This window comes from Aureliella helgolandensis (assembly GCF_007752135.1).
Lineage (GTDB): Bacteria > Planctomycetota > Planctomycetia > Pirellulales > Pirellulaceae > Aureliella > Aureliella helgolandensis.
In genome coordinates this window covers 3,720,211-3,746,820 of the sequence record NZ_CP036298.1, presented here as the reverse complement: position 1 = coordinate 3,746,820, position 26,610 = coordinate 3,720,211, and the positions used below count along the sequence as shown (strand labels likewise).

Genomic DNA, 26,610 nt, shown 5'->3' with positions numbered 1-26,610 from the left:
GGGGGCGACGGAGCAGAGACCTAGTTGATCGATGCGTCGTAAAGTACTTCAACGGTCATCAACCAGTAGAATCATTAGCACTACAGGAGTGCAACCAGCCTGCTGAGCGAGGCTGCCGCGCACGAATTCCGGCTTAGACGGTACAACGGCGGCGGCCCTAGCTCCCCCGAGTCGTCCATCCCGCGGGGTAGGATCGACTCTAGTCTGACAGGAGCGATATCTTCCCGCACTACGGGCTGTTGAAATATTAACCCGCCGCGTCACGGGCTGTTGAAATAGTAACCCGCCGCGTGAGCAAGGAAAGGTAATCTCCGCTACAAGTCAATTAAGGATGCTACCGCCGCGTTAAAATTCAAATTGCTATTAAATCAACAGCCCGACTAGCTGCGGGCTTGATTGGCGCTATCAATGGCTGCCGCAGCAATTTTGTAACATTGGGTGATGTCTGCGATCGGATCTTCGGGATTCTCTTCGTACTCAAGCGACAACGCGCCGTCAGAGGGGAAGTCGACGGCGATTAAAGCGTCGATCACGCCCGCGACATCCAAATGCCCCTTACCGAGAATGACTCCCTCGGTCTTGTCTTGCATCTCTGCGAAATCTTTCAAGTGGACGCCATACAACCGTCCCTTGAGCAGCCTTACGACTTCGGTAGCATTCTCCCCCGATCGAATGAAGTGTCCCAAATCAGCGCAAGCGCCAATCCGCTCGTCGTGATTCTCGATCGCGCGCAATACATCGATCACGCGATTGTATCGATGGCGCGGTCCATGATTGTGAATTGCAATCCGGATATCGAACTCTTGGACGAGCTCATCTAACTGCGCAAACGACTCGGGCGAAGGGTCTGCTGAAATATTCTTAACGCCCAAAGCCTTCGCAAATTCGAAAATCTTGCGATTGGCGGCTTCGTTCTGATTGAACGCATTGACGCCGTGCGCGGAAATGGTCATCCCCAGATCCGCAACCTTCTGCTTGACTTCCGCCAACTGCTCGGCACTTGCATTGATGGGCAACATCCCGCTGTAGAATTCAACCTGCTTAAACCCAACGTCCGAAGCATGCTTTAACGCAGCATCGACGTCATAATTCCGCAGAGAATACAGCTGAATCCCTAATTGCAAACCGCTGGCTGGTGCAGCGGCCCACGCATTTTGCGAAGCCATGCGAGAAGCTGCGGCGACGGCGGCTGTCGCTGCCAGAAAAGATCGGCGAGAAACGTGGTGCATCATGAGAGAGAATCCTATGGGGTGGAGGTCGGAGTGTTGCAGGGGGTAGCGGAGAGGTTGCACGGCAAGAACGGAGCCTTCGCCGCCACAGCTTCTCAGCTTGCGATACAGTGTAACTCGACGAGTCGCAAGAAACTCGGTGGCAACGAGGATATTTTATCAATTCTGGACGTCGAGCTACTATGGAAAATTGCACTAAGAATTTCTCTCAGGAGCGACCTCGAAAAATTGCGCAGTGGGACTCCGCAGACTGCCTGGCCCCCTTAATTTCCTAATCAGCGGTTGCAAATGCGAACGCAACTGTGTCCCCAATCCGCCTCCCCAATCCGCCCCAGCGCGTTCGAGGGAGTTGGAGTTGGAGTTGTCGCGGGCGATTTCCCGCACTAGAGTCGAGAGAGTCGCCCAGCGGTCCTTCTGAACTTCCACCGAGATGTTAAGGCGATCTGGTCTGGCACGATTCAAGCTTTCCTGGCCCCTCGATCTTGGACCAAACTTCGCATCGCCCGCCACTCCCCAGGCATCCCAGCAAGTCAACTCGCGATCCGATTCTCCGCCTGGACACCAGGCTGTACGCCGCCCCCCAAGAAGCTAATCCCTGAAGACACCCCACCCCTCTTAGGGTACACTACACCCCGATTTCTAGCTCACTCCCGCCCGCTCGATAGCCGCTGCTGGGTAGTCAATTGCTAAATAAAACCGCTATACTTTCGAGTTTGCCCCAAGCTTTGGATTTCAGTGCTGTGGTGCTGCCGAAAGCTGTGATCCCTTATACTGCGCACTGCAGTCTCTGCGGCAGTTGTCGGAGTCGATTGGCTCCTACCTCGCGCAGGATTGCTCGCTCGAAACAGCGCGTTGCGTCAGAGTAAATGGAAACTCCCAGCGGCTCGGGCTAGTGGGGCTGGGAATTGGCGGCGTCAGGATTAGGGGCCCCGCACAAAACGGCTTGTCGATTCGGCCAACCACACAATTGCTGGCGCGTTCCATAATACGGTTTCGGAGGGCAAGGCGGCACAGCTCCCATCGGTAGCCTGGCAAGCAATTTACTTGCGGTTGCTGCAACGATGAGTTTGAGGGGCCAATGCTCGGGACAGGTATCTAAGTTTCACGAAATTCATTGGCGGCGAACACCGTCCACTAAAGAGATCGAACCGCCATGAGTTCTATGAGCAACACTGAACCGCCCGCGGGAATTCGAGAGTTTTCGGTGCAGCGTTTTCGCCATAACGCCATGTGTAGCGAACTGGACGATATTGCGATTGAACAACCGCTCGAAATACGCATTATTGCCAACCAAAGCGGCAAGCCCCATGAGCATGCGATTTCGATCACGATGCGCACTCCAGGCCAAGATGCGAAACTGGCGATTGGTTTCTTAGTTACCGAGGGAATACTACAGCGTCAGGAGGATGTCGTAGCGACGCGTGTCTGCCGCAGCGGTTCTGTGGTTCGGGTCAAACTTCGCGCGGGACTGCAACTTGATCTAGACAGGCTACAGCGGCACTTTTATACCAGCAGTAGCTGTGGAGTCTGCGGCAAAGCGTCAATCGACGCCGTCAGCGTACAAATCCAAACTCCGCTGCAAAGCGGCATGCCCACCATCCAAGCCGATTTGTTGGGGCAGCTTCCAGAACGACTGCGAACCGCACAATCTCTTTTCGAGCGCACGGGTGGACTTCATGCGAGTGGTTTGTTTGAAACTTCAGGCAACCTGCTGGAAGTCGAAGAGGACGTTGGCCGGCACAATGCACTCGACAAACTCATTGGAGGGCAGTGGCTAAAGGACGCTCAACTTTTTCCCCAATCGGTGCTCGTCTTGAGTGGTCGGATTAGTTTCGAATTGGTGCAGAAGGCTTTGGTGGTTGGCATTCCGATCGTGATTGCTGTGGGAGCTCCCTCAAGCTTGGCAATTGAGCTAGCCCAACGCCACGGCATGACGCTAGTTGGGTTCGCCAAACCGGACCGATTCAACGTCTACAACGACTCGAATCGGATCTTGTAGTGACGTCCAATTTCCGGTCCCCCAATTGTAAAACGATCCCCAACCAACCTCAACTTGCGCTTCCACGGAAGAACCGTCATGTCCGGCATACCTGCGACTCCCAATGTTGTTGCCTCCCCGATCCCAACATCCCATGGCGAAATTTGGTTGTTACCCGATGATTCCGGTGATGACCTTACTCAAAAACCTCCCAAGCAGAAGGCGTCTGGACTCTCCGCGGTAGTCACGAGCTTGCGCTACGCTTGGGGTGAGGCAGGTTTGGTCCGCGGCACGCTGCCCCTCCTGCAAGTGAATCAGAAGGATGGATTCGACTGTCCAGGTTGCGCATGGCCCGATCCGGATGGCAAGCGATCCTCGTTCGATTTCTGCGAAAACGGTGCCAAAGCGGTCGCCCATGAAATCGATACGCGAACCGTGACGGCCGATTTCTTCCGAAAGCACTCGGTCGCAGAGCTATCTGCGCACACCGATTATTGGCTTGAACAGCAGGGACGGCTGACGGAGCCCATGATCCTTCGCCCAGGGGCGACACATTATGAACCCATTGCGTGGGAAGACGCCTATGCGGTCATCGCCAACGAACTCCACTCACTCGCCTCGCCCGACCGCGCTGCCTTTTACACATCCGGCAAAGCGACCAACGAAGCTGCCTTTGCCTACCAATTGTTCGCGCGGCAATACGGCACCAACAACTTGCCGGATTGTTCCAACATGTGCCATGAATCCAGCGGCCGAGCCCTGACCAAGATGATCGGCATCGGCAAGGGTACCGTCAAGCTCGAAGATTTCGGCAAGGCCGAATTGGTTTTCGTCCTCGGCCAGAACCCGGGCACCAATCACCCGCGGCAGTTGACCGCCCTTCAAGAATCGAAACGCAATGGAGCGAAAATCATTGCGATCAATCCGCTGCCCGAAGCCGGCTTGATGGGTTTCATGAACCCTCAGGAGATCAGCGGCATGCTGGGCGTTGCCACTCAGCTGTGCGACTTGTTTCTGCAAGTCAAAATCAATGGCGACATTCCGCTCCTGAAAGGCATCATGAAACAGTTGCTGGAGTGGGATGATGCCCAACCCGGCTCCGCGATTGATCATGATTTCATCGCCCAGTATTCATCTGGTGCTGAGGAATTGCTTACCGATCTGCGCGCCGCCGATTGGGATACGTTGGTCGAGCGTAGTGGTATTGACCGAGAATCGATTCGCACCGCCGCTGATTGGACGCGGTCGACGGAAAAAATCATCATCTGTTGGTGCCTAGGCATCACCCAGCACACCAATGGCACGCAGAACGTCTGCGAGCTGATGAATTTGCTGCTCCTGCGGGGTGCAATTGGCAAACCCGGCGCCGGTCCCTGCTGCGTGCGTGGGCATAGCAATGTCCAAGGCGACCGCACGATGGGCGTCTGGGAGCAACCCACCCAAGCGCTGCTCGATCAACTCCAAACCGTCTTTGACTTTGAGCCGCCGCGTCACGCAGGATTCGATTCCCAACGAACCTCCCTCGCGCTGCATCGCGGAGACATCGACGTCTTCGTTTCGCTGGGAGGTAACTTCCTCATGGCGCTCCCCGACACTCGTTTCGCTGCTGAGGGACTCGCCAAAACTCGGCTGAACGTCCGCATTGGCACCAAGCTGAACCGCGCCGATTTGGTGGCCGGTGCCCAATCACTGCTTCTCCCCTGCTTGGGTCGCACGGAAGTCGACCTTCGGCAGAGCTCTACTGCAGACGGCCAGCAGGCACAATTCACAAGCACCGAAAATTCCATGGGAGTCGTTCAGTCCTCGAGGGGCAGATTGAAACCAGCCGCAAGCGGTTTACGCAATGAAGTTGCGATCATTTGCGAAATGGCGGCGGCCGTCGTGGGCGATCGCGCCAAGAACGATTGGCGAGCCTGGGCAGACAACTACGATTTGATCCGCGACGGCATTGCCAGCACCATCGGAGGTTGCCAGGGCTACAACGAGAAAGTGCGGCAACCGGGTGGTTTTTACCTGCCCAATGCAGCCCGAGAACGGGTCTTCAACACTCCCACAGGCAAGGCCAACTTTACCGTCAACCCGGTCCCCGAAGAGACACTATTGCCCAATCAATTCGCTATGACAACCGTCCGCAGCCATGACCAATTCAACACCACCATCTACGGTAAACATGATCGCTATCGTGGAATTTTTAACGCTCGGCGCGTCGTGATGATGAATGCCGCCGACATGCAAGCGCTAGGACTGTCTGCTCGCGAAAAAATTAATGTGACCAGCCATCATCAAGGCGAAACCCGGGTCCTTCTTGATTTCCAAGCAGTCGAGTACCCCATACCGCGACGGTGTGTCGCCATGTATTACCCCGAAGCGAATCCGCTCATCCCAATGGGCAGCACCGACGCATCCAGCAATTGCCCCTCGTTCAAACACACCGCCGTCACCATCGAAAAGGCGGCGGGGAAGTAGCAGGAAAACTAGGGCACTTCTTTCTCGAAGGATGGAGAGTGCTAGGTGTGTCGATTTCCTCGGTTTTCGAGTACTAGCTACCAGCCACCGAGGGCTTGCCCACGGTTAGCGGACAAGTACCCGATGCTGGCAATCTTGCCAATTCAAAAGCGTTTTCCGTTTTGCCGCCAAGGTTTCACACCCGATCAATCCGTAGCAGTCATTTCCGTCTCGATTGCCAACCGGCTTGTTGATAGGAGCCGGACGATTTGGCAGCCCCATTGCTCGATCGCGAGCAAATTCCCTCTCGATTGTTAACCGGCCTGTTGAAAATGTTACCCGCCGCGTGAGCAAGGATCGAGGGCTGCCGCTACAGGGCAATTAGAGGTACGACCGCTCAGTAAAAACCCAAACGGTCTTGAATCCACAAGCCGTCACGCTGTGGGTTGCGATTTCGACCAGCGGTTGGCTAGTGGCTGGTGGCTGGTGGCGGACGAGTAACGATGCACGCACACGGTCCGGGGGACCATGCTACCGGGAGAATTGGGTTCTCAACGCGTGAAAGAGAGGCTGTACACGGTCTGGGGCAACCGTGCTACCGGCGGGATAGCAGATCCCGCCTGCACGAGGGTTTTGAAAGGACTAGCTCGATGTGCCAGAGTGTTCTCCATCATCCTGGGACAAAGCGATTGGTGAGTACTCCAATCCCCTTAATCTCGACTTCCACCACGTCGCCCGCAGCCAGGAAGCGTGGAGGCTTGCGAGCCGCCCCGACTCCCGGAGGCGTCCCGGTAAAGATAACGTCTCCCGGTTCCAGCACACAGCACTGTGAAAGAAACGCTACCAATTCATTCGGATTGAAAATCAGCTGTTTCGTGGAAGAATCTTGGAGTGTCTCTCCATTGATTCGCAGCGAGATGGGCAAATTTGTTGGCTGTGGCACGAATTCCGAAGGCACGATCGCTGGCCCGATCGGTGCAAAGTTCGGAAAGCTTTTTCCTAGCAACCACTGTCCTCCGGGGCGCCCCAATTGCCAGTCACGTGCGGAAACATCGTGTCCACATGTGTAGCCGAAAATGTAGTCAGCTGCGTCGGCCTCGCTAACTTGCCAGGCTCGTTTGCCGATGACCATGACCAGCTCGGCTTCATAATCGACTTTAGAACTGCAGCTCGGCAGCGGCACCTCGTCGTTAGGACCACACAAGGCACCGGGCAGCTTGTTGAACACCACGGGTTCACTGGGGATGTCCATGCCGCTTTCGAGGGCATGATCCCGATAGTTCAATCCAATGCAGATTGTCTTGCCATGCGGAGGAACGGGACACAGTAAACGGGCGCCAGCAGGAGCAAGGGGCGCATCCTTGAGCGCCGCTTCGATCCTTGGACGCAGGGAATCCCACTGGCCGATGGCTTCCAGCAAGGTACCGACCTCAGGAAAACTACGCCCCAAATCCCGCATGCCTTCGTCGCTCTGCATGCCCCAAGATTCAGCTTGCCCAGGAACTTGGAAACGTATCAATTGAAACATGGAATTCATCACCTGTTAAAGGTAAAGGAAGAGATTGGAATGGAATCGAGCAATAGGTTACCACATCCATTTGCTCCCTGCCGTGGGACGTTGACGATTCGCGACCTCCCACCCCGGATGGCCGCTAGAACAGGAGCGACCCGACCTCACAGAATTTCATCAAATTTGAAACCGACGGTTGCGCGTTGCTGGAGTTGTTTCCACTCCATGACGAAACGGAGCATCACTATTCGACGTCTGTCTGCCTGGGCTGTACTAACTGGGTTGCAATTGAGCCTGCCACTGCCGGCCCCCGCTGATCGGTAACCAACGGATCGGCAACCAACCGCAGGGCTCTGGGGCATTGATGCGCATTTAGTAAATAGCAAATGCCCCCCCCCGAAGATTCTCAATGCAATGGAGCTGAAGAACCACTTGTGCCGGTAGTTCCAAGGGAGCCACTGATGCACGTTCTGCGTGTCTTACCTAACGCAAGGCGCAATTGGGAATCGCAACACTTTGAGTGTGCGGAGCGTCGATGCACTTCAGTAGCGGATGACTCAGCCGTCCGAACCATGCTGCCTAGCAGCTCCATGGATTGGTCATGGAAATTTCGTCAATGAGTTACGTGAATGGACCTCGGAGACGCAGCGACTTTCTGCATTCCAAGGGTTGAGGAATAGTTTTTGAATTGAATGCCGACAACGTTCAACCCCTAGTACTCCATGGAGTGAATTGAAACATGCCCAAAAAGGACACATTTCGCATCGTAACCCGTGGTAGCGATGGTTCGTTTCGCATTCGCGATTTCCCAACCACCGACCCACTGTTGCAGATGCACACGCAAATCGGAGTGGATGACAGCAGTGCTGATCTAGAGTTGCGGGGCATGCCGGTGTTTCGTGGACTAATCGGACCGCTGCCCGAAGGCAAGAACATCGTCCGCTACGAATCTCCTGAAGTCTTTGAGACGGTAACCAAGGAGTGGAGCAGTGCCAAGGTCAAGCGTCGACGGCGGCGTACGGCTGCACCAGAAGCGGTGGATGCGACTTCCGCCCCTCAAGTCGAGACGAGCGAAGTCGAGATCTAGAGCTCGGTTGAGCTCATCCAGGGAGCTCGGGGACCGGAGTCCATGCGGCTTGAGGTGGTCGGCCTTGACTTGGTGGTTAGAATGCCCAGTTGATTGAGCCGTTCCATTCCGTCAAGAAGTAGATGTCGACGATGCCGTCCCCCCCACATGTTGTGATCGTTGGTGCTGGCCCCGGTGGGCTAGCATCTGCTCTGCAGTTGGCACACGCGGGCACACGCGTCACGATTCTAGAGAAACAAGCCTGGGTAGGAGGAAGAACCGCTACCTTCACCCAGGCTGGGTTCAAGTTTGATATTGGGCCAACCTTCTTTCTCTACCCACGCGTGTTGCAAGAAATTTTTGCATCGGTCGGGCTTGATCTCGAAGCAGAGATCCCCATGCAACGTCTCGATCCGCAGTACCGCATCAGCTTTGGTGGCAAGGAGCGATTGGATGCGACGCCGGACATCGCAGCCATGGAAGCCCAGATTGCTAAGATTTCACCGGCCGATCAAGGAGCCTTTGAGCGTTACCTGACCGACAATCGTCAAAAGCTCAAGTACTTCCGCCCCATTCTAGAGTCTCCCTTCAACAGCTGGAGAGACCTACTCTCCAAAGACCTTCTAAACGCGGCTCGGTATTTGAAGCCGTGGCGTTCCTTGGGCCGCGAACTCGAAAGCTATTTTGTTGATCCGCGGCTGGCTATCGCCTTCTCCTTTCAATCGAAGTACCTGGGGATGTCTCCCTTCAAGTGCCCCAGCCTGTTCTCGATCCTCTCGTACCTTGAATACGAACATGGGGTGTTCCATCCGCGAGGTGGTTGTGGTCAAGTCAGTCAACGCATGGGAGAATTGGCCCGCGAGCGGGGAGTCGAAATTCGACTGGATGAAGCGGTTACAGGTTTTCAATTCTCCGGACGCCGACCAACCGAGGTCATCACCGATAGGGGCCGCTATCCCGCTGATGCCGTCGTCATCAACGCCGACTTCGCCCAGGCAATGCAAACTTTAGTTCCTGACTCGCTCCGGCGGCGTTGGACCGACCGACGCATAAGCCGCAAGAAATTCTCTTGCTCCACGTTTATGCTGTATCTCGGGATTCGCGGACAGTACGACAATCTACCGCATCATACCATCCACCTTGCAGATGATTACGGACGCAATCTACGGCAGATTGAAACCGATTTCCAATTGCCCGACGCCCCCAGCTTCTACATTCAGAATGCCAGCGTAACCGACGACACTCTGGCACCGGCAGGGCACAGCGGGCTGTACGTGTTGGTCCCGGTGCCCCATATGCATCAGAATGTGCAATGGGACGCGGCTACCATCGCGAAGTTCCGCGAGCTGACCCTCGATCAACTCGCACGCGAGGGGCTGTCGGACGTTCGCGAACGCATCGTTACCGAACGCATCATCACTCCGCAGATCTGGGAGGAGGACTTTGGATTGTACCGAGGTGCCACCTTCAATCTCGCACACAACCTGCGACAAATGCTGCACCTCCGCCCCCACAATCGCTTCGAAGACCTAGAAAACGTGTACCTGACGGGCGGGGGAACCCATCCCGGCAGCGGGCTGCCCGTTATCTATGAATCTTCGCGAATTACCTGTCGCCAGCTGCTCCCCCAGCTCGGTTTAGGCGAAGCTTCGCGATAGCCACCGACGGCATCCCACGCCTCATGTGGCGCGAGAGATTCAACCATCCCGCGCGTGGAAGGGCCGCTCTAGACTTTGAGCGCGACCGATTCGACCAAAGGCAGGCAATTGAGGGCTGCGACCAACTGTCCTGCGTCGGAATTCTCCAGCAATCGCACGCGATACAGAAACTCCAGAGCGCTTCCCTTGCGAGTCGTTTCGGCGGCGATCAATTCGCAGTAGCTCGTTCGCCGTTGCAATTCTTCCGTCCAATTCTGATCACCATGGAGCCCGACCTGAAGCCGCAACTCCATTTCGCCGGGTGCGGGAGAGGCGGCCCCGCTACCGCCGCGTCCCTGCTTAGATGGGCTGCTCGAAGCCTGCGCTGCACCCTCGCGAATTCTGGCTCCCATAGGGATGAGCGTTGCGCATCCGACGATCAGCAAGCCTAGGGCGGCGACGGTATATTGTCCAGCACCGATGGCCATCCCGACGACCACGGCGGCCAACACAAACGCCACATCGCGAGTCGTTGACACTGCGGTCCGAAATCGCACGATCGACAAAGCGCCGACCAGACTGAAGGCTCGGGCGACGTTGTCCCCGATAATCTGGGTCGCCATGGCGATCAAAATCGACATCAGCACGAGAGTCAAGGACAAAGTTGCGTCGGTGCGCGACTCGCGATGCCGGACCGCTATGGCAGCCACAATCAGCCCACCGAGCCAAGCCAGTGTCAAGCGGAGCACAAGCGTCGGCAGACTCACATTGGTCGCACTCACTTCGACTGTCAGCCATTCAGGCATCCGTGTCCCTTCCAAGCAGAGGAGCAGAAGCGATTTCACACTTCCCTACAGCCGTTCGATACTTTGAAAAATTGGCGGAGAGGATTGGAAAGGCTTGCAGCAGTTGCTTGAATAGAAACGGCATATTGTTATTGAACTTCAGTTCCAGTATCTGCGTATCGCCCAAATCATAAGCTGGGCTGGCCCCACGGTGATGGACGTTCCATTCGCGACAAGTGCTGGCCTGCATATGCGTATCGATGGTCAATCGCAGGCTCTCACCGTCGGCGCACCTTGCACGCGCAAACCGGCGGTAATGGACAAGCACCATCGGTTGAAGCTGCTTTTCGATCAGAAGTTGTGCGAACCAGTCCCATTCCTCCCCCTCGGACTCCAGCCTTGATTCTTGCGTTGCTACCGCAAGCGGTTGCAGTTGTTCGGCCGCGATAGCAGAACGTCGCTTCTTCACAACGTTCTGCTTTTTCGATTTAACTTCCAGCCACAGAGTGGATTCCGCTCCATACCGGCGAATGCGTCGCTTTGAAATATCGGATTGAGGGGTCCGATGGTAAATATCCAACGCGGGCGAATCGAAATACAGGGTGCTGACCTCGTAGCTGTCGAGACTCTGCGGGCTGCAGTGCTCGTCAGCTTCCAAATGCTCACGCGCCCATTGCTGAACTTCAGACGCCAGGCGAGCGTCGACCGTGTACTTTAATTCAATCCTGCGTTGAGCGAGGCTCGTAAGTCCGAGGGAGTCTGCTGAGTGCATCATGCTTGCAATCATGGGTGAAATCTCTGTGCTAGAAGGTGTGTTGGGAACCAGTCAAGTCTCAGGCGAGACGACTATTCCTCATCAGAGCGGCCTATTTCCTCAGTCGCTTTGAGCAGGTAGGCGCGTCGCCCCTCCGCGAACTCGCGAAGATTCATCGCACCGTGCCCTGGCCCGTGTCCCGTTGATTCCTCCGTAGCACTGGCCGCTGCGTCGCGCTCACTGTTCAGCGAAATGAACTCTTCGAACGTGGACAGCTTTCGTGTGTCGGCCTTGACTTCGTTGCGAATCAGTGCCACTTGAGACTTGACGAATGGGGCCAATTCCTTCCAGTCCAGCGACTCCTCTGCAATTTGCCGCACGTTCTGCAAGTACTGCTGACGGTAGCTGTCCACCGCCAGAACTCGGCTGCGTAGTGGCTTGGACGGATCGTCGAGTCCGATCAACGGATCAAGCTCCAATCCCCCCCCTGCTCCAGGACCACCAGCTCCGGGTCCACCAAATCCGGGCCCACCAAATCCAGGACCTCCGAATCCAGGGCCTCGTCCACCTGGGGCACCCAAACCGGGACCGCCACGTGGAGGTTCTCCGGCCAGATCTCGCGGAGCCGCTTCTCCAACGCCACGACCGCCGCGTCCTCGTTCACCACCTCGTTCACCACCTCGTTCACCACCTCGTTCATCTTCCCCGGGTCGTCCGCCACGCATGCCGCCTCCAGGCCCCCGCCGTCCGCCGGGTCCGCCGGGTCCGCCGGGTCCGCCAGCCTGCCGAAAGCCCTCGTTCATATCATGCGGGATGAAATGCAGCCGATCGTCTTTGTCCAGATACAGACTGTAGTCACTAGCACGAATCCAGTATCCGTCGCTATTGATCAGCGCGTTGTCGAGCGCTAGGAACCAAAGCAATTCGTCAACATCGCAGATCGGCTCCAGTGCGACTGGCAATTCTTCGATTGGTGTCTCGTTGAGTACGCGGCAAAAATGAATGAGCTTGCTCCACGCTTCATCCTTACCTGACTTCATTTCATAGCGGCTTTCGTATTCGGAGACATCCTCTCCCAAATACTCCAGGCCTCCCTGGCCTCGTGGCGAGCCACTTACCTTCCAGCGAGCGCCTTTGCCCGAGCCGTAGTTCTCTTTGAGCAGGGTCTTGTTGAATTGTTGAGCATTCGAGTAAATCCCCCAGTTCTCACCGTTGATGACGACGCGCACGAAATTCACTTTCGGGGCCGTCGTATACTTCCGTGCGATATGAGAATAGAGGACCGAGCTGAGCATCGATGCATCACCACTGCAATTGAGCAGATTCAGCGTTTGATAGCCCAACAGCTTTTGTTCCGAGTCGGCCATATCCATAGAGACATTGAGCGACCGCTTGTAACCGGTGGGAACCATGAAGTAGGAAGACATCCCACGAAAGTGAATTCCGCAGTTCGGATATTCCTTACCATCCACGGTGATGGTGGCTTCCACATCCACATCGGTCCCATGAAATTGCTCAAGTTCAGCTTCCCAGTCTTCACTAGCAAAATCGATGAAGACCGTTCGCAACACCGACGCATCGTAAAGCTCACCGGTCAGGGGCTGCACACTAGACTTTGCAATGGATTTCCCTGGCTTGGCTTCGGGCCGATTGCCTCCCATGCCGCCAGGAGGACCACCTCGGCGTCCGCCAGGCGGGCCAAAACCAGCGCCGGGAGGAGGACCAAACCCACCCTCTGGCGGAATGAAGCCAGGAGGTGGAAAACCCTCTTCACCAAACCCTGGCTCGCCATCCGGTGGCCCGAACCGTCCTCCAGGGCCTCCACGGCCAGGGCCACCAAATTCTCCGGGGCCTCCAGGTCCTCCAGGGCCACCAGGTCCACCAAATCCGCCGGGTCCCCGGGGGCCGCCTCCCGGTCCTCCCCGCGCAATTGGATTTTCGTTGAGGTACTCCCGAGCTTCCGCTCGCTCCTCAACATTCAGCCAACCGTTCTGATCCTGGTCAAATTGCTCGACCAGCTTCACCTCCTCACCACCGGGGCCGCCGGGCGGCTGGGCACACGCCAGACTGGGCAACGTAAAGACGAGCAAGGGCAGCGAAGCTTTGAAGATTTTGCGCATAGTATTGTTTCCGAAAATTTGACGAGAAGGATAATCAGTGGTCGAACCGCTCCTACTAGGACAGTTGCGAAACGTTTTCCATACCGCCGCGCAAAATCCCTCTAATTTCAAAATTTTCCTAAGTGCCGCTCAACCGGTCCTGCGAAGACGTCTTTAGGGACGGCGCTAGTGAGGTGCAGAGGTTCGGCAAATGGAAGGGGGGCCGGCTTCCAGCTGGGGAGGTTGCACTCACACTTGTAGGCCACGCTTCGCCATTTCACCACGAAAGAGCCTCGCAACACAGGCCGACTCCTCGAAGAACAGCTTCCCCAGATATGAGGCCGCGGCGCCAGCATGACCGGGGTGGCTGCTGCCACTCCAAAGATTGGGAAGGCGACTTTCAAGGACGATCTTGGTCGCCCCGAACATTTGCGGAACCAGACGAGCCGCTAAAGATCTACCGCCAACGCGCAATCCTGGCTGACCCCATTCACTAGGACGAAAACGGATTGGGCGCGGCGCAATCGGCAAATTGGCCGCATCCCAGAAGAGCAGCTTAGAAGTGTCCGCGAAGAGACATTGTGTGATTTCAGCAGTTCCGCGTAACGGCCCTAGCTCAGGTCGTCTTTCAACGAAGCTCGACCACCGCTAAGACAGGCAAATGATCCGAGGCTATCGGCTCGTCCAACGCTTCCAACGACACGCTCTTGAAACGCTCGGCAGACTTGACCGCTACAAAGTCAATTTGACGCGTTGGTTTACCTGACGGAATGGTGGCTATCGGCTGTTCCCCCATAACCAGTGTCCACAGCTTCTGAATTTCAAGCATGGTGGCGGAAGTGGGGACGGCGTTGAAGTCCCCACAAATGATGGCTGGCCGATCGGTCTTGGGCATTAAACGGTTGATCTCGATCGCCTGCTTCAGCCGCACGTCGGACAATTGGTGATCAAGATGAGTGGTGGCGAACGTCAATTGGCTTCCGTTAATGTCGATTTGAGCAATGCCCAGCACTCGGGTTTCTCGACCTTGCAAACCAGGCAGCTCATGGACGGAGAATTCGGTAATGGGAAAACGCGAGAGTACCGCCTGTCCATACTCGCCGCCTTGGATGTCAATTGCCTTGGCAAAACGACCTTCCAAACCTGTCAATTTCGCAAGCTCAGCCAGCTGATCGACCTGCTCACTGCGGGTCATCGTATGATCGACTTCTTGCAGTGCGACCAAGTCAGCATTCGATGCGCGAATGATGTCTGCAATGCGTTTGACCGAAAGCTCGCCGTCCGTGCCTTCACAATGATGAATATTGTAACTCAGCACCCGCAACGTTACGTCCTGCTCCGCAGAGTTATCCTGGGCGCGCATGGCCGCCCCGGTAGGTACCCCAAGAACAGCGACCAGTAGGGCGATTGCACAACTACGAAATGACACCTGCAACTCCTTCTCGACGAACGACGCATGACCCCAAAGCCAACCAGTGAGATTCACTCAAGGTGCGATCATACCAAAACTGTGCCAATCCGAAATTGTCCAACCCATCTAAAACTAATCGCCTCGACGGGATCCTGCCCTCATGCACTTCCTCCCGAAGACGGGGCCCGCCAAGACAGATCCGAAATTGTGCCGTTTGACCAATTGCATGTGCTCCACCAAACACCTTAGACTTGAGGGACGAGCATTTGTCGACCATTAAGCCTCGACGGTATATGTTGAGCCTTGCTGCTCATCCACCCACTCCGCTTCCCCCACCTGACGAGTTACCTTCTATGCGATCCAAGTCCTTTCTAAAGCGTTCGGCATTATTCACTTTGAGCCTGAGTATGGCTTGGACCAGCCTGCTTAGCACCGCATCGAGCCAGGAACGGATTGCTTCCACTGCAGTGACGTTCGGTCCCTACGAATACGAAGCGAAGCCGGCGGACCCTGCATTCGACAAATTCAATCCTCGCAAAGCTCCCCAACACGATGGCACGCTCTATTTGAAGGTCGGCGATCGTTTGGCAATTTGTGGTGATTCCATCACCGAGCAGAAAAAGTACTCTCGTCTGATTGAAACCTATTTAGCCGCCTGCGCGCCACAACTGGAGATCTCGGTGCGCCAGTACGGTTGGAGCGGCGAAAAGACCGACGGATTCTTGCGTCGTATGGATCGCGATTGCCTCACGTTCGACCCTACGATAGCGACGCTTTGCTACGGCATGAATGACGCGCGATACCGCCCCTACGATGCCACGAACGGACAATGGTTTGAAGACCACTTGACTGCCATTGTGCAGAAGTTTCAACAAGCGGGCACTCGCGTCATTCTCGGTTCCCCTGGTCCCGCCGGCAAGCTTGCCACGTGGGTTAAGAGTCGCGCCGGTACACTCGACGAACACAACATCCATCTCTGTGCACTCAGGGACATTGGCATCCAAGTCAGCAAGCAACACAATGTTCGGTTTGCCGATCTCTTTTGGCCCATGTATCAAGCGAGCGTGCTGGCAGATCGAAAGTATTCTACGGCTGACGACAAATACGACGTGGCTGGCGAGGACGGCATTCACCCCGGTTGGGCTGGACAAGTCATGATGGCCTACGGCTTTCTGCATGCGATGGGACTGGATGGCCAAATCGGCAACTTCCACATCGATCTAACCAACAACCAAGCGACCGCCTCTGAGGGACATGCAGTCGATGAGTTTAGCGGAAATGCCTTGACGATCACCAGCTCTCGCTACCCTTTCTGCGGCGAGGGACCAGTCGATCGAGATGATTCGATTCGCTCCGGATTGACGCTGGTGCCCTTCGATGCCGAACTGAATCGGTTCACCTTACAAGTCGATGGGTTGGAAGCTGCCAAGGCACGCATCACTTGGGGTGAAAACTCTCGAGTCTATGGCCAAGCGGAACTCGCTGCGGGAGTCAATTTGGCCGCTGACTTTGAACAGAATCCATTTTGCCAAGCGTTTCGGCAAGTGGATGAGGCGGTGGCTGCCAAACAGGCTTACGAAACGACCCAAGTAAAAAAGATCTTCCACGGTAAACAGGGTAAAGAAAACTTCCCCCATGCCGTGCAGGAAACCGAAGCAGCCCGTCTACCGTTGGTAGAAGCAGTCCAGCAAGCCATGCAACCGGTAACTCATCGCATTGTGATCGAAGCGATTGAGTCCTAGGAACTCGGAACTAGGAAATTGTGGAAACCTGTTCGTACTAAAGCCAAACGCCCCTTGAATGTCTCAAGGGGCGTTGGGTTGAATTCAGGAAAATTGCAGAGCTGTGGAAATTAGGTCAATTCCCATCCAGCACGATACGACTTGCTAATCAATTTCTGTGCCGCATCGGTGTCAGCCTTCAAATCCTTGCCATTCCAGCCAAAGCCGGCTTCGCTGCGGAAGGCTACATTTCCAAGCAGAACCGTTTCCGTCAACGCACCGGAATAGTCAAAGTTGCAGGTTGTCGGCGAACCGTCACGACAAGCTTTGAGCCATTCTCGGTGGTGGCCGATCGAATCAGGGATCGATTTAGCAGGAGGCTGGAAGTCCGCGAATTTTTCCGCCGGAAACAGCTTGTAGGAACCGTAGTCGGCGAACATCATGCCGTCGGTACCCACAAACATAACTCCACTGTTTGGCACGCGCTGGCCCATGACTCTGTTGGGAGTGCTGGTTCCGTCATACCAAGTCATGTTGATCGCCGGTGCAACGTCCGTCTTAGGGAATTTGTAACGTACGGTCAATCCTTCGGGTGCAGTCTCGGGATGCACAGCGGGGCCTTCTGCTTCTACATGAGAAGGGTGACGCAACTTGAGCGCCCAGAATGGGAGGTCCATATAGTGGCACCCCATATCCCCGAGGGTTCCTTGACCAAAGTCCCACCAGCGACGCCATTGGGCGGGATGATAGCGACCATTGGCATACGGTCGCACTGGTGCTGGGCCGAGCCATAAGTCCCAGTTCAAACTCTCCGGTACGGGATCGCCTTTCTCGGGACGATCACCACCGCCCCAGCCCTTACCCACCCATACGTGGACGTCGGTCACGGTGCCAAGCGCTCCGGCCTGCACGATTTCCACGACTCGACGATAATTATTCTCAGCATGGATCTGGGTACCGAGTTGTGTCGCCACACCAGCGGCCTTGGCTGCTTCGGCAATCATGCGTGCTTCGGCGACCGTGTGCGTCAATGGTTTTTCACAATAAACATGCTTGCCAGCTTTAATAGCGTGCATGGTTGCAGGTGCATGATGGTGATCGGTGGTACCAATCACAACGGCGTCGATGCGATCGCCCTCTTTGTCGATCATCTCGCGATAATCCTCAAAGGTAGCGGCATCCGGGAATACCTTTGACTTAGCCGACAGGAAATTGCGATCTACATCACAAAGTGCAACGATCTGTTCATGCTTAACTCCTTGAATGTCAGCATCCGCGCGATTGGCGGTGCCAACGCATGCCAAATTCAGTTTTTCGTTGGCGGATTTCGACTGCGCCACCGAACGACTGGAAAACACACCAGCGGCCAGTACCGAGGCGGATGTGGCTACAAATGTTCTACGCTGAATGGCACTCAGTTTCTTGGTACCACTACTACAACTCTGTGAGGCGGGATCGGTCATATTTCGCTCCGATGGAAAATAGAGACAGCCAGAATTTGGATGCGGCTTACTCAGGTAATAAAAGCGGTAGCTAACAACGTTTTGTGGCACGCGAGGGATGCGGCGAGAGGAAGCATAAACTCGCCAAGCCCACTTCCTAACGCATGCTTCAAACCGGGCCTGTTAAACTTTATCTATCGTAACCATTATCGGTGGCGTACTGACTCCTTTCAGTATTGGAATTTTCGAAACAGCCAAATATTTCGCAGAGTGCTGGACTGGCTACCGTAGTACGATCGGTGTATCAGTGCCCCATCGAACAGTAGGAAAGTCAGCCGAGTAAGCGGCACGTGTGAGCTCGAAGCGAAGCTCACGATGACGATTGGAACCAAGCATGCCGCTCGTGTATACTGCGCTGCGACTCTACGCGTCTCCGCACCACTGGACAAATCGCCGCCAGTAGGCGGAGGCAAGAGAGAGCATCCCTCCTCAAGCTCCGCCCCGAGGCCACTCGCGGTGCAGGCGGTCCAGGCCAATGGCTTCCTTCAGATCAGTCTGCATGAGGTCCTCCTGCGAGGCTGAGGGAATGGGTGCTGTTGTGATTTTCCCCTCCGCCACTGACATCCCCACCCATCGCTGGCGATTTCCATTTCGACATAGGAAACAAGCATGAACTCCCCCCATCGTCCCACCCCCGACAGAAGTCCCAAGCAGACGCTGCGCCGAGATTTCGCCAAATCCGCTGTAGTTGGTGCCATCGCAGGATGCTCACTTCCCAGAATATCGAAGGGCCTGCACGCGGCCGAAAAGGCCCCAACCCGCTTGAGAGTCGCCTTCATCGGCGTGGGAGGACGCGGAGGTGGCAACCTCGCGTCCGTCACCAAGGATCCTGGCGTCGAGGCCGTCGCCATCTGCGATGTGGACCAACGGCGCTTGGACGCGGCTCAGAAATTGCATCCCGACGCGCGCCAGTACACGGACTATCGGAAACTCTACGAGCACGCCGATGATATCGACGCGGTCGTGGTAAGCGTTCCCGAACATTCGCATGCCTTTGCCACGATGCCGGCTCTCAAACTCGGCAAGCATGTCTACTGCGAAAAGCCGTTGACGCACAACATTGCAGAATCGCGAGCGATTACCCTGGCTGCTGAGCAAGCGGGGGTTGCCACGCAAATGGGAACTCAGATTCATGCCAATGCAAACTATCACCGCGTGGTTGAGCTAATCCAAAGCGGTGCGATCGGCGATGTGCATGAGACCCATGTTTGGGTCGGCCGCGCTTGGGGGTTGCAAAATGAAGCTTACGCCAAGCAGCATGGCGACATCGTCTATGTCACGGAACAACCCAGTCAAAAAATGAAGCCACCTGAATTTCTGGATTGGGATCTATGGCTGGGACCTGCTCCATGGAGACCCTACCACGAAGTCTACTTCCCTGGCCCCAAGTGGTACCGCTGGTGGGATTTTGGCAGCGGCACCATGTCGGACCTAGGCAGCCACTGGAACGATCTTCCCTTCTGGGCGTTGAACCTCGATGCACCATTGAGTGTCACAGCCGATGGTCCCCCTCCGCACGCAGAGCTCGCCCCCGCGTCAATGTCCGCGACCTACGAATACGGTCCCCGTGGAGCGATGCCTGCCTGCAGACTCACTTGGTATCAGGGGGCTCTTAAACCCGAACTCTGGGAAATGGGCAAAATTCCGCAGTGGAACAGCGGCGCGCTCTTCATCGGCTCGGAAGGAATGCTGTTATCCGACTACGGAAAACACCTCTTGCTTCCCGAGGACCAATTCCAAAACTTCGTACCGCCACCAGAAACGCTGCCGGTGCCTGTCAGCCATCACCAAGAATGGCTCGATGCCTGCCGGCATGGAACTCCAACCGGCAGCCCGTTTAGCTACGCGGGTCCTCTGACCGAAGCCAACCATTTGGGCAATGTCGCCTACCGGACTGGCGCACCTATCGAGTGGGATGCGAAGGCCATGCGCGTTACCAATGTAGAAGCTGCCAATCGCTTTGTCAGCCGCCAGCCACGAGATGGCTGGAAATTAGAAGACCTATAAAACTCGGAAACGCTGCGAAACGGCCGATCGCGCTGCGCGTCCAACCGCTTCATCACGTCACGTCGCGCCGGGATTGCTGCTTTTGCAAGCCGCGCGTGCCGTGGCTGTTCCTATCGCAATCCGCCACACCCGCACGATCGCACTGGCTGCGGCTACCAGCCGAGTCGAAGTGCGATTTTTGGCATCCAAAGCGAATGCGGATGAGTGCGGAATTCATGTCCCTCACGCGATGCCGCAGGCGGATTTCTCGGCGATCCTAGTCCTCAACACCGCCTCTCGGCGGTGTCAGCTTCTTTCAACTTGCGCGAGCTCGCGGCTGAACGGCCTACTTAGGATTTTAAGCAGCATCACTCGGCGGAGGCGTGTCCGCTGCCGGAACATGCCGAGTCTTCCCATCGAGCAAACAGCTAACATTCACGTCCCCCAATACATTGATCGTGGTTCGACAACGGTCGAGAAACCAGTCCACGGTCAGCAGTAATGCGATGTATTCAATCGGCAGGCCAACGGCGGAAAAGACCAAGGTCATCGTCACCAACCCAGCTTCCGGAATACCCGCGGCTCCCACCGAGGCAATAATGGAAGTTAGCACAATAATCAATTGCTGCGTGACACTGAGGTCCTGTCCGATCATTTGGGCAATGAACAGCGCCGCCATCGCTTCGTATAGCGCGGTCCCATCATTGTTGAAATTCGCGCCCACCAGAGCTCCCATGCTGGCAGACTCTTCGCGAACGCCCACTTTGTCTTTCAAGCATGCGTAGGTCACGGGCATGGTTACCGTCGAACTATCCGTGGAAAACGCCATGACCAACGCGTCGCGCATTTGACTCAACATGGTCCACGGCCGAACCCAGGAGAAGAGCCGAATGCGAACCATGTACCACGTGGTCTGTAACGCCAAAGCCACTAGGACGGCCACAATAAATACCCCCATCGCCTTGAAGGGTCCAAAGCCTTCCGTCCCGACAACTTTAGCCACGACCGCAAACACCCCTAGAGGAACGAGCGCAATGATCCAATGCAGGACTTTCAACAACACTTCGTAGGAGAGTTCGACCAAGTCTTGAACGTTTCCAATCGGCTTGGAACGAACCGACCGCAGTGCCAGACCGAAAGCAATGGCAATAAAGATCACTCCGATAATATTCGAATTATCCCCCAACGGTCCAAACAGACTCTTGGGAACATTCTGCACCAGCAAATCTACCGGCGAAACGCCACCTTCGCCAGCATGCTCCGCGGAGCCGCCACCCATCTCCGCTGGTTTTGACCAACTGCCGGGCCGTAGAATATTGGCAACTCCAAGCCCAATCATGATCGCTACAGTCGTGTTCAGCAGTAAGAGACCGGCAAGTCTACCAGCCGTGCGGCCACTGATCTCCGTTGTCATCAAAACATGAGTCACCGCAATCAAGATTAGAGGTGGCGCCAAGGCTCCCAACAACTGCAAGATGATCTTACTCGGCAGGTCGAAGACAATCGCATGCGGCCCGATCAACAATCCGGTGATCACTCCGATCAACAATGCGATAAGGATGCGTCAGTACAATTGCAAGGCGTTCCACTTGGCAATTAGGCCTTTGGATGGGCTGACTTGCGAAGCATCGTTGGGTCGCATCATGCGAACTTTCCTGGAGATGGATAAGAAATGGATAATAGGGAGATGGCGTGGGGAACAGGCACTGCCGAGGGCATTTAAGGTACCATAGTGGACAATCCTTCTGTGGCGCCGGCCTCACTGTTGCGAAAATTCGAGCTTCACCACAGCGATCCTTCAGGAGCCCTCCCTGACAATCCCACAGCAAAAGTCGATTGAACCGGCCTCCCTCCATTCCCGGCGGTTCCTCCCCAACGATATTGGCCTCTAGAAAAGTAGTCTTCCATGCCTGACGATCCGACAACAAGCTCGCAATCCAAGCTCAGCTTTCGGCGAGCGTTTATCCAGCGAACGGCCGCACTATCCACGCTTGCCGCGCTGGTTCCCCTAGGCACGCCAGCGTTGCTGGCAAGTGAAAATTCGAACTCCAAGCTGGTCGACACGCACCTGCACTGTTTCGCTGGCAGCGAGGATCTTCGCTTTCCTTACCACGCACGGGCTCCCTACCGTCCCACAGCGGTCGCTTCGCCGGAACATCTGCTCAGGTGCATGGACGAGGCCGGGGTCGCCTATGCGGTGGTGGTGCACCCCGAACCCTATCAAGACGACCATCGGTATTTAGAGCACTGCTTAGAGATCGGCAACGGCAGGCTAAAGGGGACGTGCCTTGTCTTTGCCGATCGCCCCCATGCTGCCGCCAAATTGCGAGACTTGTCCACTCGCCTGCCCATTGTGGCGGCGCGCGTCCATGCCTACGCTCCCGGACGTCTGCCGCCGTTTGGCCAGCCGGAACTGCGAGACCTATGGAAGGTGGCCGCCGATTTAGGATTGGCCGTGCAACTCCATTTTGAACCACGCTATGCACCCGGATTTGAACCATTGATCCGCGAGTTCTCGGACACAACGGTGATCATCGATCATCTCGGCAGGCCCTTTCAGGGAACTCCGCAAGAACACGCGGTGGTCATTAAGTGGGCGGAACTCCCCAACACGGTGATCAAGCTCTCGTCGATCCCTGCCACCACTTCCTATCCCCACCGAGACCCTAGCCAGGTCATCCTGCAGCTGTCCCGAGCCTTTGGCCCGGAGCGGATGCTCTATGGTGGTGGATTCAACGCGGAGGCAACGGGAACTAGCTACCAAGCGGCCTTTGAGACGGCGCGCAGGTACCTTCCGCATCTATCCGCCGCGGAACAAAACTTGGTCCTGGGCGGCAACGCAATGAAACTCTTTAACTTCGGTGGAGAGAGTTAATCCTTGCCAGGCGGGAGCCTGTAGCAGGTAGTTTTGCATTGACCTATTGCGTAAACTACCTTCCCGCAGTGGAAGCCCACTCAAACGAGGTCACTCGAGCGGCGTTTGGCCATTCTCAGATCCCACAAACAGAAGTCCCTTTCAACGATGTGCAACTTCGATGAGCAGCACCACTTCACTTGGAGCAGAATTTCGATGAGTCGCTGTGCGAGCATGCTCTTCCTGTGGGGGCTACTGACCTGTGGAGCGGTAAGCGGTCAGGAGCGGCCGAATTTTGTTATCTTCGTCGCCGATGATATGGCCTGGGAAGATAGCGGTGCCTACGGGCACCCCCACATCCGAACTCCCAACCTAGACAACCTTGCCGATGCAGGCATCCGCTTTGACCAGGCTTATTTGACATGCTCTTCATGCAGCCCCAGTCGCTGCTCAATCCTTACGGGACGCTATCCTCACGCAACGGGCGCTGGTGAACTCCACTTGCCACTACCGGCCGATGCCCAACTGCTGACGTCGCCGCTCGGGCAAGCGGGCTATTGGACTGCAGCAGTAGGCAAGTGGCATTTGGGTGGCGCCGTTGTTGATCAAGTCAGTTATCGGCGCGATTCGCGTCCTGAAGCAATGGGACAGGCGTGGGTAGAGGCTCTGCAATCGCGGCCGCGCGATCAACCGTTTTTCCTCTGGGCGGCACACACCGACCCACATCGTCCCTATGCGAGTGGCACGATTGAGATTCCGCACGAAGCGATGCGAGATGTCGTCGTGCCCCCTTTCCTGCCCGATGAACCGGAAGTGCGCCGCGATCTAGCCTTGTACTACGACGAGATCGCGAGATTTGACGAACATGTGGGAATGGTGCTAGCGGAGTTGGAGTCGCAGGGAGTCTCCCAAAACACGTTCGTTTTGGTCCTAAGCGACAATGGGCGTCCCTTCCCCAGTTGCAAAACTCGCGTAACCATCCCTGGAGTACGCACACCGTTTCTCGTGCGATGGCCAGCGAAAATTGGAGCAGGTCGCACGTCGCAGCAGTTGGTCAGCTCTGTCGACATCGCTCCAACCATTCTGGAACTAGCCGGCATTGAACCGCTCGCCACATTCCAGGGAGAGAGTTTTGTCGACCTGCTCGACTCCGCGACGGCTGAAATTCGAACCGAAGCGTTCGCGGAACATAACTGGCATGACTACCAGGCATTTGAACGCAGTGTCTTAACCACGCAATACTGCTACGTCCGCAACTGGCTTCCCCAATTGGCGGGCACTCCTCCCGCTGATGCGGTGACCGGGGCCACGTTCCGCAAGATGCAAGAGCTCAAGGGAAGCGATCGTTTGACTGCTTTTCAGTTGGAATGTTTCGAATCTCCACGTCCTGAGGAGTTTTTGTTTGACTCGGTGCTGGATCCCAACTGCCTAGTGAACTTGGCCCAAGATGCGCGTTTTGCGGCAGTCCTGGCCGAAATGCGTGCCAAGTTAGCTGGCTGGCAAATGGAGACTGAAGATGCATTTCCGGGACAGAGTCAGTTGACTCCCGACGGATTTGACCGTGAATCGGGGAAGCGGCTGATCAATGCTGCTCACCCCAGCCTGCAGAAAAAGTAGAGATCCTCTGGGCCGGAGCAGGTTGGGCCCCTTTCATCGATGGACTAGGAACTATTTAATAAGCCGTTTTGCTCCTTGGAATAAATCGATGAGTGCATCAGCGTTGCAACAATGGACGATAGAGGATTCCAACGAGCTTTACGGCATCGGACGTTGGAGTGACGGGTACTTTCACATTTCCCCCAATGGTTCCGTTTGCGTCTCACCGGATCGCAATCCAGACAATTCGATCGACCTCAAACAACTCGTCGACCGACTCAGCCAACGTGGGTTGGAATTGCCCGTCCTGATTCGATTCAACGGCATCCTGGCGGATCGCCTCAAACGGCTCAACGATTGTTTCCACACCGCCATCACCGATCATGATTACCAAAATCGCTACCGCTGCGTTTTCCCCATCAAGGTCAACCAGCAACGCGAGGTAATCCAACAGATCATTGAACATGGCCGCACCTATGGTTTTGGGGTGGAAGCGGGTAGCAAGCCCGAGCTGATGGCCGTGATCGCCATGACCGACCCGAACATGCCGATCATTTGCAACGGCTTTAAGGACGAAGAGTTTATCCGCATGGCGTTGATGGCGCAGCGGCTTGGTCGAACGGTCATTCCCGTCGTGGAGAAGGTTAGCGAACTCGACCTCATCCTCAAGCAATCCGAACTGCTCGGCGTGCGTCCCACCATCGGAATGCGGGTCAAATTGGCGACTCGCGGATCGGGGCGATGGCAGGCCAGCGGGGGGTATCGCAGCAAGTTCGGCTTGACGGTGTCTGAGATGCTAGGGCAGCTCGATCGCTTGGTCGAATGCGGTATGGGCGACTGCTTCCAATTGCTGCATTTCCACGTCGGCAGCCAGATCGGCAATATACGGCAGTTAAAATCAGCAATCCTTGAGGCATCGCGAATCTATGTCGACTTGTTCCGCAGAGGTGCCGGCTTGCAATACCTGGACGTGGGTGGCGGACTGGGAGTTGACTACGATGGTTCCCAAACCGACACCGAATCCAGCATGAACTACTCGATGCAAGAGTATGCCAATGACGTCGTCTACCACGTGCAAACGGTCTGTGACGAGGCGAGTGTGCCCCATCCCCAACTCCTGTCAGAGAGCGGACGCGCTGTAGCGGCTCAACATAGCCTGCTAGTCATGGAAACCCTGGGCGTCACCGCGCAAGGCAACGTGGAATCAACACCCGTCGCGGTACCAGAAGATTATGAACAACCGGTCCACGACCTGTGGTACGCCTTCGATGGGTTGAACGAAAAGAATATGCGTGAAAGCTTTCACGACGCTCAGGTCTCCTTAGACCTGTGCATGAATTTGTTCAGTGGGGGCTATCTACCCTTGGAGCAACGCGTCGCGGCCGAGAATCTTTACTTTGCCATCTGCCATCGCATCCAAGACCACTGCACTTCACTCGATGCCATGCCCGAGGATATCGAGCACCTCGACTCCATGCTCTCAGACATCTATTTCGTCAACTTCTCACTGTTTCAATCGATGCCTGACTCTTGGGCCATCGATCAGTTGTTTCCCATCATGCCCATCCATCGTCTCGCCGAACGCCCAACTCGCAATGCAGTACTAGGGGATATCACTTGCGACAGTGACGGCAAAGTCGATGCCTTCACCTGCAATGGCAAGCGGCAAGCGACCTTAAAACTTCATGGATTGGTCGCGGACCAACCCTACCAATTGGCCGTATTCATGGTTGGAGCCTACCAGGAAATACTCGGCGATCTCCACAATCTATTTGGTGACACCCACGCCGTTCACGTCGATTTGGACGAACAGGGAGTCAAAGTCAAATCAATCGTCAAGGGTGATACTGTTCGAGAAGTCTTGAGCTATGTACAGTATGAAGACCGTGAGTTGCTTGACAATTTGCAGACGGCCGTTGAGCAAGCCGTGCAAGCCGGCGCTATCGATAACGAACAAGCGGGTGAAACCGTGGCCTATTACGAACGCGCCCTCAACAATTACACTTATCTTTCCACTCGTCCCAAACTGTAAAGTCA

Annotated in this window: 17 protein-coding genes; 9 read left to right on the top strand and 8 right to left on the bottom strand. The window is 55.8% G+C overall.

Annotation, left to right across the window (positions count from 1 at the left end; translation table 11 throughout):
- Positions 1-380 precede the first annotated feature (380 nt).
- A complete protein-coding gene (locus tag Q31a_RS13375) occupies positions 381-1,232 on the bottom strand; it encodes a sugar phosphate isomerase/epimerase family protein (RefSeq protein ID WP_145078425.1) in 852 nt (283 codons plus the stop codon).
- A gap of 1,150 nt (positions 1,233-2,382) precedes the next feature.
- On the opposite strand from Q31a_RS13375, the gene fdhD reads away from it, so the two are divergent.
- Together fdhD and Q31a_RS13365 are read left to right on the top strand one after the other, a co-directional pair.
- A complete protein-coding gene (gene fdhD / locus Q31a_RS13370; protein WP_231691190.1) occupies positions 2,383-3,228 on the top strand; it encodes a formate dehydrogenase accessory sulfurtransferase FdhD in 846 nt (281 codons plus the stop codon).
- A gap of 78 nt (positions 3,229-3,306) precedes the next feature.
- Positions 3,307-5,673 (top strand): FdhF/YdeP family oxidoreductase, encoded by a 2,367-nt coding sequence (locus Q31a_RS13365; RefSeq protein WP_145078422.1) that lies wholly within the window; start codon positions 3,307-3,309, stop codon positions 5,671-5,673.
- 649 nt (positions 5,674-6,322) lie between these two features.
- On the opposite strand, the gene Q31a_RS13360 is transcribed toward Q31a_RS13365, so the two are convergent.
- Positions 6,323-7,180, bottom strand: coding sequence for a fumarylacetoacetate hydrolase family protein (locus Q31a_RS13360; protein WP_145078418.1), 858 nt, complete (start codon positions 7,178-7,180; stop codon positions 6,323-6,325).
- A gap of 721 nt (positions 7,181-7,901) precedes the next feature.
- Between Q31a_RS13360 and Q31a_RS13355 the strand changes: the two genes are divergently transcribed.
- Both Q31a_RS13355 and crtI read left to right on the top strand, forming a co-directional pair.
- Entirely contained in the window at positions 7,902-8,249 is a 348-nt protein-coding gene (locus Q31a_RS13355; protein ID WP_145078415.1) for a hypothetical protein, read from the top strand.
- A gap of 131 nt (positions 8,250-8,380) precedes the next feature.
- Complete coding sequence (gene crtI, locus Q31a_RS13350) at positions 8,381-9,886, top strand: phytoene desaturase family protein (protein WP_145078412.1); 1,506 nt, start codon at positions 8,381-8,383, stop codon at positions 9,884-9,886.
- Positions 9,887-9,954: 68 nt separating this feature from the next.
- Here crtI and Q31a_RS13345 read toward each other — a convergent pair whose 3' ends face one another.
- From Q31a_RS13345 to Q31a_RS13330, 4 genes are all read right to left on the bottom strand, one after another.
- On the bottom strand, positions 9,955-10,671 hold the full coding sequence (locus Q31a_RS13345) for a DUF4956 domain-containing protein (RefSeq protein ID WP_145078409.1): 717 nt from the start codon (positions 10,669-10,671) through the stop codon (positions 9,955-9,957).
- Entirely contained in the window at positions 10,664-11,437 is a 774-nt protein-coding gene (locus tag Q31a_RS13340; protein ID WP_145078406.1) for a polyphosphate polymerase domain-containing protein, read from the bottom strand. Before Q31a_RS13340 ends, Q31a_RS13345 begins: the two co-directional genes overlap by 8 nt.
- 59 nt (positions 11,438-11,496) lie before the next feature.
- Positions 11,497-13,524, bottom strand: a complete 2,028-nt coding sequence (locus Q31a_RS13335; protein WP_145078403.1) for a CotH kinase family protein — start codon at positions 13,522-13,524, stop codon at positions 11,497-11,499.
- A gap of 607 nt (positions 13,525-14,131) precedes the next feature.
- A complete protein-coding gene (locus Q31a_RS13330) occupies positions 14,132-14,932 on the bottom strand; it encodes an endonuclease/exonuclease/phosphatase family protein (protein ID WP_145078400.1) in 801 nt (266 codons plus the stop codon).
- Between the two features lie 335 nt (positions 14,933-15,267).
- On the opposite strand from Q31a_RS13330, the gene Q31a_RS13325 reads away from it, so the two are divergent.
- Entirely contained in the window at positions 15,268-16,656 is a 1,389-nt protein-coding gene (locus Q31a_RS13325; protein ID WP_197356800.1) for an SGNH/GDSL hydrolase family protein, read from the top strand.
- 110 nt (positions 16,657-16,766) lie between these two features.
- On the opposite strand, the gene Q31a_RS13320 is transcribed toward Q31a_RS13325, so the two are convergent.
- Entirely contained in the window at positions 16,767-18,098 is a 1,332-nt protein-coding gene (locus tag Q31a_RS13320) for a Gfo/Idh/MocA family protein (RefSeq protein WP_145078394.1), read from the bottom strand.
- A gap of 648 nt (positions 18,099-18,746) precedes the next feature.
- On the opposite strand from Q31a_RS13320, the gene Q31a_RS13315 reads away from it, so the two are divergent.
- A complete protein-coding gene (locus Q31a_RS13315) occupies positions 18,747-20,144 on the top strand; it encodes a Gfo/Idh/MocA family protein (RefSeq protein ID WP_145078391.1) in 1,398 nt (465 codons plus the stop codon).
- Positions 20,145-20,481: 337 nt separating this feature from the next.
- On the opposite strand, the gene Q31a_RS13310 is transcribed toward Q31a_RS13315, so the two are convergent.
- Positions 20,482-21,678, bottom strand: a complete 1,197-nt coding sequence (locus Q31a_RS13310; RefSeq protein ID WP_315851665.1) for a dicarboxylate/amino acid:cation symporter — start codon at positions 21,676-21,678, stop codon at positions 20,482-20,484.
- Between the two features lie 351 nt (positions 21,679-22,029).
- Between Q31a_RS13310 and Q31a_RS13305 the strand changes: the two genes are divergently transcribed.
- The 3 genes from Q31a_RS13305 to speA all read left to right on the top strand — a co-directional run bounded on the left by Q31a_RS13305 (position 22,030) and on the right by speA (position 26,605).
- The gene (locus tag Q31a_RS13305) at positions 22,030-22,998 is read left to right on the top strand and encodes an amidohydrolase family protein (protein ID WP_145078388.1); all 969 of its coding nucleotides are present in this window, start codon (positions 22,030-22,032) and stop codon (positions 22,996-22,998) included.
- 195 nt (positions 22,999-23,193) lie between these two features.
- Positions 23,194-24,594: a sulfatase family protein gene (locus tag Q31a_RS13300; RefSeq protein WP_145078385.1), complete on the top strand. Its 1,401-nt coding sequence runs from the start codon at positions 23,194-23,196 to the stop codon at positions 24,592-24,594.
- Positions 24,595-24,682: 88 nt separating this feature from the next.
- Positions 24,683-26,605 (top strand): biosynthetic arginine decarboxylase, encoded by a 1,923-nt coding sequence (gene speA, locus Q31a_RS13295; RefSeq protein ID WP_145078382.1) that lies wholly within the window; start codon positions 24,683-24,685, stop codon positions 26,603-26,605.
- Positions 26,606-26,610: the final 5 nt, after the last annotated feature.

Bases quoted from the DNA above. Each gene is read 5' to 3' on its own strand.
- Q31a_RS13320 (WP_145078394.1), bottom strand. From the start codon at position 18,098: ATGACCGATCCCGCCTCACAGAGTTGTAGTAGTGGTACCAAGAAACTG.
- Q31a_RS13300 (WP_145078385.1), top strand. From the start codon at position 23,194: ATGAGTCGCTGTGCGAGCATGCTCTTCCTGTGGGGGCTACTGACCTGT.
- Q31a_RS13305 (WP_145078388.1), top strand. From the start codon at position 22,030: ATGCCTGACGATCCGACAACAAGCTCGCAATCCAAGCTCAGCTTTCGG.
- Q31a_RS13375 (WP_145078425.1), bottom strand. From the start codon at position 1,232: ATGATGCACCACGTTTCTCGCCGATCTTTTCTGGCAGCGACAGCCGCC.
- Q31a_RS13340 (WP_145078406.1), bottom strand. From the start codon at position 11,437: ATGATTGCAAGCATGATGCACTCAGCAGACTCCCTCGGACTTACGAGC.
- Q31a_RS13355 (WP_145078415.1), top strand. From the start codon at position 7,902: ATGCCCAAAAAGGACACATTTCGCATCGTAACCCGTGGTAGCGATGGT.
- Q31a_RS13315 (WP_145078391.1), top strand. From the start codon at position 18,747: ATGAACTCCCCCCATCGTCCCACCCCCGACAGAAGTCCCAAGCAGACG.
- Q31a_RS13365 (WP_145078422.1), top strand. From the start codon at position 3,307: ATGTCCGGCATACCTGCGACTCCCAATGTTGTTGCCTCCCCGATCCCA.
- Q31a_RS13345 (WP_145078409.1), bottom strand. From the start codon at position 10,671: ATGCCTGAATGGCTGACAGTCGAAGTGAGTGCGACCAATGTGAGTCTG.
- Q31a_RS13335 (WP_145078403.1), bottom strand. From the start codon at position 13,524: ATGCGCAAAATCTTCAAAGCTTCGCTGCCCTTGCTCGTCTTTACGTTG.
- Q31a_RS13360 (WP_145078418.1), bottom strand. From the start codon at position 7,180: ATGTTTCAATTGATACGTTTCCAAGTTCCTGGGCAAGCTGAATCTTGG.
- fdhD (WP_231691190.1), top strand. From the start codon at position 2,383: ATGAGTTCTATGAGCAACACTGAACCGCCCGCGGGAATTCGAGAGTTT.
- speA (WP_145078382.1), top strand. From the start codon at position 24,683: ATGAGTGCATCAGCGTTGCAACAATGGACGATAGAGGATTCCAACGAG.
- crtI (WP_145078412.1), top strand. From the start codon at position 8,381: ATGCCGTCCCCCCCACATGTTGTGATCGTTGGTGCTGGCCCCGGTGGG.
- Q31a_RS13325 (WP_197356800.1), top strand. From the start codon at position 15,268: ATGCGATCCAAGTCCTTTCTAAAGCGTTCGGCATTATTCACTTTGAGC.